This window comes from Micromonospora sp. NPDC050695 (assembly GCF_040654415.1).
Taxonomy (GTDB): Bacteria; Actinomycetota; Actinomycetes; order Mycobacteriales; family Micromonosporaceae; genus Micromonospora.
Map to the genome: position 1 here is coordinate 1 of NZ_JBFAHZ010000098.1, position 8,115 is coordinate 8,115.

The 8,115-nt window shown below is 68.9% G+C and carries 8 protein-coding genes and 1 pseudogene; 7 read left to right on the forward strand and 2 right to left on the reverse strand.

Annotation, left to right across the window (positions count from 1 at the left end; translation table 11 throughout):
• The first annotated feature begins 518 nt into the window (after nucleotides 1-518).
• The 4 genes from AB0H52_RS31095 (at nucleotide 519) to AB0H52_RS31110 (ending at nucleotide 3,440) form a co-directional block, all read left to right on the forward strand.
• Nucleotides 519-755: a hypothetical protein gene (locus AB0H52_RS31095; protein ID WP_357951836.1), complete on the forward strand. Its 237-nt coding sequence runs from the start codon at nucleotides 519-521 to the stop codon at nucleotides 753-755.
• 165 nt (nucleotides 756-920) lie between these two features.
• On the forward strand, nucleotides 921-1,775 hold the full coding sequence (locus AB0H52_RS31100) for a helix-turn-helix domain-containing protein (RefSeq protein WP_357951838.1): 855 nt from the start codon (nucleotides 921-923) through the stop codon (nucleotides 1,773-1,775).
• A 190-nt stretch (nucleotides 1,776-1,965) separates the two neighbouring features.
• Nucleotides 1,966-2,913: an NADP-dependent oxidoreductase gene (locus AB0H52_RS31105; protein WP_357951840.1), complete on the forward strand. Its 948-nt coding sequence runs from the start codon at nucleotides 1,966-1,968 to the stop codon at nucleotides 2,911-2,913.
• Nucleotides 2,914-2,945: 32 nt separating this feature from the next.
• On the forward strand, nucleotides 2,946-3,440 hold the full coding sequence (locus tag AB0H52_RS31110) for a cupin domain-containing protein (RefSeq protein WP_357951842.1): 495 nt from the start codon (nucleotides 2,946-2,948) through the stop codon (nucleotides 3,438-3,440).
• Between the two features lie 209 nt (nucleotides 3,441-3,649).
• On the opposite strand, the pseudogene AB0H52_RS31115 reads toward AB0H52_RS31110, so the two are convergent.
• A pseudogene (locus AB0H52_RS31115) lies at nucleotides 3,650-4,090 on the reverse strand (alpha/beta fold hydrolase); the annotation flags it as partial.
• 265 nt (nucleotides 4,091-4,355) lie between these two features.
• Between AB0H52_RS31115 and AB0H52_RS31120 the strand changes: the two are divergent.
• Both AB0H52_RS31120 and AB0H52_RS31125 read left to right on the forward strand, forming a co-directional pair.
• Nucleotides 4,356-5,195: an ATP-binding cassette domain-containing protein gene (locus tag AB0H52_RS31120; protein ID WP_357951844.1), complete on the forward strand. Its 840-nt coding sequence runs from the start codon at nucleotides 4,356-4,358 to the stop codon at nucleotides 5,193-5,195.
• Nucleotides 5,196-5,394: 199 nt separating this feature from the next.
• On the forward strand, nucleotides 5,395-5,667 hold the full coding sequence (locus AB0H52_RS31125) for a DUF3455 domain-containing protein (protein WP_225854828.1): 273 nt from the start codon (nucleotides 5,395-5,397) through the stop codon (nucleotides 5,665-5,667).
• Between the two features lie 51 nt (nucleotides 5,668-5,718).
• On the opposite strand, the gene AB0H52_RS31130 is transcribed toward AB0H52_RS31125, so the two are convergent.
• The gene (locus tag AB0H52_RS31130; RefSeq protein ID WP_357951846.1) at nucleotides 5,719-6,948 is read right to left on the reverse strand and encodes a GH25 family lysozyme; all 1,230 of its coding nucleotides are present in this window, start codon (nucleotides 6,946-6,948) and stop codon (nucleotides 5,719-5,721) included.
• A gap of 362 nt (nucleotides 6,949-7,310) precedes the next feature.
• Between AB0H52_RS31130 and AB0H52_RS31135 the strand changes: the two genes are divergently transcribed.
• On the forward strand, nucleotides 7,311-8,045 hold the full coding sequence (locus AB0H52_RS31135; protein WP_357951848.1) for an alcohol dehydrogenase catalytic domain-containing protein: 735 nt from the start codon (nucleotides 7,311-7,313) through the stop codon (nucleotides 8,043-8,045).
• Nucleotides 8,046-8,115: the final 70 nt, after the last annotated feature.

Here is an 8,115-nt window from a genome sequence, read left to right on the forward strand (position 1 = left end):
TCACAAACACATGATCAACGGGCGGCTGCGTCCATGTCGGACGCCGCCCCCACCACATCCCAGCAGGTCAGACTGCTAATGGCGGCTGCCGTACTGGGCTCGCCAAGCAGGGCGACGGTCCGGGATGGTCAGCGGGACGGCGTGCCCGAGGTGGGCCAAGCGGCTGAGCTGCTTCGGAAACCGTACGGGCTGCCTCACGAGCTTCGCCGTCGCCACCATTGCCAACTGGAACCGGTAGTTGTTGCGTTCAGGCACGCTGACGCTAGCAGTCTCCGGGGCCAGGGAAGCGTCGATCTCCTTCTGAGCCCGAGCGACCCAGAGATGGATCTCCGATCCGGAGAGGGCATCGATGAAGGTGCAGTTGCGGACCGGACCCGACATTATGAGGAGCGTGGACTCTGCCCTCGGCACCCTGCCGAAAATCGGTGCGCCAGCGATGCGGGCCTTGAACAACGCTGGTTACACGGCTCTGAGTGAGCTTGCCGGGGTGCCTCGTACCGAGTTGGCCAAGCTGGTTTGTGAGGACAGCCGAGCTCATCCCGCCCGCCGTAGCCACCGCGCTGTCCGGCCTGGACGACCCACACGGCGCGAGCGTCGACGACTTCGCGGACGCCGTCTTTCCGAAGCTCGCGACAGACCTGGAGATCGGATACGGGCCCACCGGCACGGAGGAGTTCCGCGCCGCCCGGCGCCAGGAAAGGGCCACCTTCGCGGAGTTCGCGGTCCGCTTTCCGACCGCCACCTACGTGTCGTAGGTGCCGCGCGGCCGGCAGTTCGATGAGCATCCGCACCGAACGCCGGTGACCCTGCCGGGGAAGCCCCCGACCAGCCGAAAACGGCAGGGTCGGGGGCTCTTTCGTGTCCACCGGGATCGCGCCGCCCGCTGCCTGGTGTCCGGACTGACCGGGCACACTTGCGTTGTGGAACGTCACGAGTTCGGTGCCGCGGTGCGCCAGTCGCGGGAGAGTACGGCGCCTGCGGCTGTCGGGCTACCGATCGGCCGTCGGCGGGTGCGGGCGTTGCGGCGGGAGGAACTCGGCGAGCTCGCGGGAATGTCTGCGGACTACGTACGCCGGTTGGAGCAGGGGCGCAGCCATCCGTCGGCCGGGGTGGTGAACGCTATTGCCCGCGCGTTACGGATCGGGCGGGCGGAGTACGAGCGGCTCTGCGCGCTGGCGGGGTACGCCGCCGCGGACGGTCAGGTGCCGAACGAACTCGGCCCGGGTGCGATCCGTCTGCTGGAGCGGTTCACGGACACTCCGATGTTCGTCTCCGATGCGGCGATGAACCTGGTCGCCGTGAACAATGCGTTCATGGCGCTGGGGCACTGGGATCTCACCGGGGACCCGTGGGAGTGGAACGTCGCCTGGCGTACGTTCTGCGACCCGTTCGACGGTTTCAAGCAGTCCACGGCCGACGCGACCGATCATGAGGCGGTCCTCGTCGCCCGCCTGAGGAGCGCGCTGTTGCGCTATCCCGCCGACGGGTCGCTTGCCGCGCTGGTGGACCACATGCGCAGCCGGAGCCGCCTGTTCGACAGCTTGTGGCGTACGCCGCGGCCGGTGGCTGCCTACGAGAGCAGTGCCGCGTTCATCCATCCGGACGGTGGGGCCGTCACGCTCGTGGGCAGCCTGCTCGCCATCCCGGGCGACGACCTGGCGGCTCTGATGCTCACCGCGGCACCGGGTTCGGCCGACGCGGCGCGTCTCGCCGAGATCGTGCACGAGGCCGGTGATCCGACCATCATCAAGGTGGGCCAGCCTGGCCCAGGCTAACCGCGCCGGATCCTGCGAGATTCAGTGACGTCTCCAGCGACCGCGGATCCAGCGGCTGCCTCCGGGTGGCCCTGGTGACGTCGGACTGGACGCCTTCGCGCCTGGAAGCAGTGCCGCAGAGGTCTCCTCTGTGTCGGGACTGCCTCGGGTTAGGAGCACATTGGCGGCGCTAACGGAAGCAGGTCCAGCAATGAAGGCAGTGCGTTTTCACGAGTTCGGCGGTCCCGAGGTGTTGCGCTACGAGGACGTCGAGCAGCCCACCCCCGGTGCCGGCCAGGTCCGGATCCGTGTTGCCGCGACGTCGTTCAATGGCGTCGACGCCAACATCCGTGCGGGCTACATGCAGGGTCCGATCCCGGTCGAGTTGCCGCACACTCCCGGCCTCGACGTCGCCGGCACGGTCGACGCGCTCGGTGACGGCGTGGACGACGTCGCGGTGGGTGACCGGGTCATCGGCTTCCTGCCGATGACGGGGACCGGAGCGGCCGCGGAGTACGTGATCGCGCCCGCGGAGATCCTGACCGGGGCACCCAAGAGCATCCCGTTGGCCGACGCGGCGGCGTTCCCGCTGGTGGGCCTGACCGCGTGGCAGGCGCTGTTCGACCACGGCAACCTGACCGCCGGTCAGCGGGTGTTGATCAACGGTGCCGGCGGAGCGGTCGGCGGGTACGCCGTGCAGCTGGCGAAGGAGGCCGGTGCAACGGTGCTCGCCACGGCCGGCCCGCGCAGCGCCGACCGTGTCAGAGCCGCCGGCGCCGACCAGGTGATCGACCACACCGACACCGACCCGACCGGGGCGGTGATCGAGCCGGTCGACCTGGTGCTCAACCTCGCGCCTGTCGCTCCGGAGCAGCTCGCCGCGCTGGTGACCCTGATCCGTGACGGCGGGACCCTCGTCAACACCACCGTCTGGATGCCCGCCCCTTCCGACGAGCGGCGCGGCGTGCGCGGCATCGACCTGTTCGTGCGCAGCGACGCCGACCAACTCGCCGACCTGGCCGCTCGTGTCAGCATCGGCGAGTTGCGCGTCGAGGTCGCCCAGCGGGTGGCGCTGGCCGACCTGCCCGCACTGCACGCCGCCGCGACCGCCGGGATGCTGCCGAGCGGCAAGGTTGTCATCACCGTCGCCGACGCCTGAGCGCTCGGCCATCGACCACAAGGAGACGAACCATGGTTCCGGACGACGATCCGTCCCGTGTACTGACCGTGGCGAACCCTGACGACCCCGCCACGACGTACATCGTGGGCAACACCTACGGAATGCTGATCACCGGTGAGCAGACCAACGGGCGGTACTGCCTGATCGACATGCGCGTCCCCGACGGCGGTGGGCCGCCGCCGCACCGCCACGACTTCGAGGAGATGTTCACGATCCTCGAAGGTGAGGTCGAGTTCACCTTCCGTGGCGAGCGGCACCTCGTCCGGGCCGGCTCCACCGTCAACATCCCGGCGAACGCGCCGCACAACTTCCGCAACGTCTCGGGCGCACCGGCGCGGATGCTCTGTATGTGCACCCCCGCCGGGCGGGACGAGTACTTCACCCGCATCGGCGACGTCGTCGCGGGCAGCGACGCGCCGCCGCCCCAGCTGTCGCCGGACGAGCAGGCGGAACGCCGCCGCCGCGCGGCGGACCTGGCCTCGACCTACCGCAGCGAGTTCCTGTAGCCGCACGCCGGGCCACCCGGCCGGATCCCTGCGGGCCGGGGCGGCGATCGGGTAGGCGACCAGCCCACCGAGGGCGAGTGCCGCAGCCCTCAGCGCGGGCGGCCCGCTCTCGGGCGGCTGGCCCTGCCACGTCGCGGTCGCTCCTCGGTGCCCGCCTAGGCGCGGACGCCGGCCAGGAACGGCAGGACCACGGCGCTGCCGAGCAGGGTGGTGGTCATCAGGGCGGTCATGCCGCGGCGGTGGGCGGCCACGCGCAGGTCACCGAGCTTCACCTGCTGCTTGCGGGTGAAGGGCGCGAGCTCGACCAGCGCGGTGACCAGTTCCGGCGCCTTCGCCGCGGCGATGGTGACCGCACCGCCGGAGATGGAGTGGCCGACGAGCACGGCCGGCCCGCCGAGGTGCCGCACCAGGGCGATCAGGTCTCCGGCGATCGCGGTATGGGTGTAGGACGCCCGCCCGACGCTGGACTCACCGTGCCCGCGCAGGTCCGTCGCGGCGACCCGGTAACCGGCCTGCACCAGGGCGGGGGTGAGGAACCGGTACGCCGCTCGGCTGTCACCCATGCCGTGGGCGAGCACCACCAGCGGCCCGGTGGCGCCGGTCACCTCGTAGGCGATCGTCCCGCCGTCGACGCTGAGGAACTCAGTCACAACGTCCTCCAGGAAGCTCATTAGCGCCTTGGCTTATGCGCGTAGCTGAAAAGCTATCACACTTAGCTTTGGTGTCAACCCCGGAGGCGCCTGACGCCGACGGCAACCGGGTCTCCGTCCGCCGCGACCTCGGCGAGCCGGGCCGACGCCCGCCGGGTCCACATCCCGAGCATCGCCTCGGCCATCACGCCGGGTCTGTGGCACTGTGCAGGTGGATCATCAAGCAATCGCGGGGGCCCGGCCCTCGCCGTACCGAGAGAAGGCCATGCTCCTCAGGACCGCCGAGACACACCCGCCGTCGCCCGTCGTCGAACTGAGTGACGTGACGTTCCGGCGGGATGGCAGGCAGATCCTGCACGGCATCGACCTCACGGTGCGCGAAGGTGAGCACTGGGCCCTGCTCGGCCCGAACGGCGCGGGCAAGAGCACACTGCTGGGATTCTGCGGCGCGCTCACCCACCCGACCTCGGGAACCGTGCGGATCCTCGATCAGCAACTCGGCCGCGTCGACCTGCAACAACTGCGCAGGGCGATCGGTCACGTGAACCCCCGTCATCCGCTGCGGTCACCCCTGACCATCCGCGAGGTGGTGCTGACCGGCATCGTCGGATCGGTCGACCTGCCGCCGCGCTGGCAACCGACCCGGGACGACCGTGCCCGGGCGGATTCCCTGCTGGGCATGTTCGGGCTGGTCGACAGGGCCGACGAACGCTGGCCCACCCTCTCGCAGGGCGAGCGGGGTCGTGCCCTGATCGTCCGGGCGCTCATCAGCCGGCCGCGACTGCTGCTGCTGGACGAACCCTCGACCGGTCTCGACGTCGCCGCCCGGGAGCAGTTGCTCGAGACCATCGACCTGCTCCGTCAGACCCACCCCCGTCTCGCCTCGATCATGGTCACCCACCACCTCGAGGAACTTCCGGCGACGACCACCCACGCGATGCTGATCAGCGGCGGCAGCGTGGTCGCCGCCGGTCCGGCCGGCGGGACGGTCACGACCGCCCAGGTGTCGGCGGCCTTCGCGCACCCCATCGAGGTACGCCACGAGGACGGGCGCTGGGCGGCCCGCGCCGGGTCCGTCCGACGGTTGGCCGCCGCCACCGGCTGAACCCATTTCCGGTACGCCTTCGGGGTGAACGGTCGATCAGATATGGCGCAGTTGATCGCCGTTCGGATTCCGCCCGTACAGAAACACGTGGACACGGATTCGCCCACCCGAATCGGAGGAATCCCATGCTCAGCACGTCTCGACCCCGTTTCCGAGGGCTCCTGGTCATCGGAGTGGCCGGTGGTCTCGCGGCGGCCGGATCCACCACTTCAAGGGACCGAGTTGGCAGTCCCAGCGCGACGATTCCCTGATCACGGCCAAGAAGACGGCGGAGAGCCCGCGCGCGGGGACGATCCCGGAGTTGCTGCTGACGGTGGACAGCCACACCGGCACCGGCCTGCTCGGCAATGTGGCGTACATCAGTCGGCTCCTGACCTCGGGCGGCGCGGCCCCGGCGGGCGCCTGCACGGACGGTGCCACGACGTCCGTGCCGTACGGCGCGGTCTACGTCTTCTGGGCGGCGAAGCGGTGACAGACCGCTGCCCGGCACCCCGGTACGGGGGGTGCCGGGCAGCGGCGGTGCTCAGAGGGCGAAGCGGTCGAACTTCTCCCAGGTGCTGATCGACGTCCGGTTGGCGATGAGCGGCTTGGTGCCCTTGCTCTCCGCCACCACGTATCTGCCGTTGGCCGCGGCGCGCAGGCTGATCGTGCCGTCCGCGTTGTTGATGATGGTGAACTTCTCCCAGGTGCTGACCTTGGTCCGGTTGGCGATCAGCGGCTTCGCGCCCTTGCTCTCCGCCGTCACGTACCGACCGTTGGACCGTGAGCGGAGCGCGACGTAGCCGCCGCCCGCACTGATCACGTCGAACTGCTCCCACCGGGCAACGGTGGTGCGGTTGGGGATCAGCGGCCTGGCGCCACCGCTCTCGGCCACCACGTACCGCCGGTTGGCCCGTGAGCGGAGGGCGACGGGGGGCACGGCCACCGGTGCGCCGGTGAGCCGGGTGAGAGACGCGTAGGTGCCGTTGAAGACGTTCTGGCTGTAGTTGCCGGGCTTGCTCGGGTTGCCGGCGGCGTACTGCCAGATCGTCTCCGAGGTCCAACCCGCCGGCAGCGGCGGGCGAGCGCTGGTGTAGCCGGCGATGTCCAACGGGTTGGCGCCGAACGACGCGTTCTTACCCGTGCAGGGGTTCCAGTAGTTGGTGTTCGTGTAGATCATCACGGGCCGGCCGATGCGTGCCTTGACCTGGTCGGTGAAGGACCTGATCCAGTTCGACATCTCGGTCGGGGTCAGCCCGTAACAGGTGGGCGCGCCGCTCCAGTAGGGCCACTCGATGTCGACCATCGGCACGAGGGTCTGGCCGTCCTTCGTGAACGTGGCGCTGTCGACGAAGAAGTTGGCTTCGGCGATCGGGTCGCGCTTGTCCGGACGGGCGAAATGGTAGGCGCCGACGAGCAGACCCGCGTCCTTGGCCGCCGCGTAGTCCTCGGCGAAGTACGGATTGAGGTACGTCCGGCCTTCCGTCGCCTTGACGTAGGCGAACTTGACGCCGCTGGCCGCGACCGCGGGCCAGTTGATCGGGCCGAGGTTGTGGTCGTGGCTGGAGACGTCGATGCCCCGGACCGAGTAACCCGCCGGCATCGCGGCGCTTGTGGCCATCGCGCCGCTGCGCGCGCCCGGAGCGACGCCGGCGTTCGCTCGGCCACCACCGTCGACGGACGGGTCCGCGGCCTGCGCCGGCTGCGTCACACCGAGCGCCGCACCGGCCGCGAGGCCGGCGGACATCAGCACACAGAGCAATCTTCTAGGCATGGTGAGGTGGAATTCTCCTTGATCGCGAGGTCGAGGTGACCGTCGGCGCGGTGGGCGGAACCCGCAACGCCTCGTGCGCCGCGCAACGGGGCACGGCTGGCTGACTCCATCGAGTGGGTTCGCAGAGTATTCCTTGTCGACGGAGGGTCGCGCTGTCCCGGTGGACCGAAATCACATCATCGGCAGGACGTGTCGAGCCGTACGGTCGAAATCAACTCCGCGTAAAGTTCCGATTCATATCATGGAGAATTTCTTCCGATTCTTATTGGTTCAACTGCGCTGACTCTGTTGTTTCGACCACCCTGCAAGGGGTATCTACGCCTTCGCTGAATGCCTGACCGAATGGTGAGTCGGGGGTATTGATGAAGGCAGTTGTCTACCATGGCACGGGCGACATCAGAGTAGATGATGTTCCCGAGCCAAAAATTGAACACCCGACCGACGCTGTCGTTCGGGTGACGACGGCGGCGATCTGCGGCACCGACCTGCACTTCATCCGCGGCACGATGTCCGAAATGGAGCCCGGTCGTATTCTCGGCCATGAGGGCGTCGGCGTGGTCGAGGAGGTGGGCTCGCAGGTCAGCAACTTCAAGCCGGGCGATAGCGTACTCATCTCCGCGGTTCTCGGTTGTGGGTCCTGCTCCTACTGCCGGCGCGGCTACTTCGCGCAGTGCGACGACATCAACCCCTACGGCCCGCGATCCGGTACGGCATCCTTCGGCTCGCCGAGGCCCCAGGGCCCTTTCAACGGATTGCAGGCCGAGTACGCGCGTGTTCCGTTCGCCCACACGAATCTCTTCCGGCTGCCGGACACCGTCACGGACTCCCAAGCGATCACCTTGTCCGACATCTACCCGACCGGCTATTTCGGCGCGGTCCTCGCCGACGTGCGGGACGGAAACGTCGCCACGGTGTGGGGCTGCGGACCGGTCGGTCAATTCGCCGTGGTGTCGGCGTTCCAGCGCGGCGCGTCGCGGGTCATCGCGATCGACGGGCACGCCGACCGTCTGGAGAAGGCGAGACTCCACGGTGCCGAGGTGGTCAACTTCAACGAGGTGGGCCCGGTGCAGGCCGCAATGCCACGTAGCTTAAGTTGATCTTGGGTTGACCTGCGGTTCTGTATGGACTCGTGGGATGTGCGGCGTGGCGTGGCGGCCGCTACCGGGC

What these genes read in the sequence shown, in the direction of transcription:
- AB0H52_RS31120 (WP_357951844.1), top strand. Translation starts at nt 4,356, where the DNA reads ATGCTCCTCAGGACCGCCGAGACACACCCGCCGTCGCCCGTCGTCGAA.
- AB0H52_RS31130 (WP_357951846.1), bottom strand. Translation starts at nt 6,948, where the DNA reads ATGCCTAGAAGATTGCTCTGTGTGCTGATGTCCGCCGGCCTCGCGGCC.
- AB0H52_RS31105 (WP_357951840.1), top strand. Translation starts at nt 1,966, where the DNA reads ATGAAGGCAGTGCGTTTTCACGAGTTCGGCGGTCCCGAGGTGTTGCGC.
- AB0H52_RS31135 (WP_357951848.1), top strand. Translation starts at nt 7,311, where the DNA reads ATGAAGGCAGTTGTCTACCATGGCACGGGCGACATCAGAGTAGATGAT.
- AB0H52_RS31110 (WP_357951842.1), top strand. Translation starts at nt 2,946, where the DNA reads ATGGTTCCGGACGACGATCCGTCCCGTGTACTGACCGTGGCGAACCCT.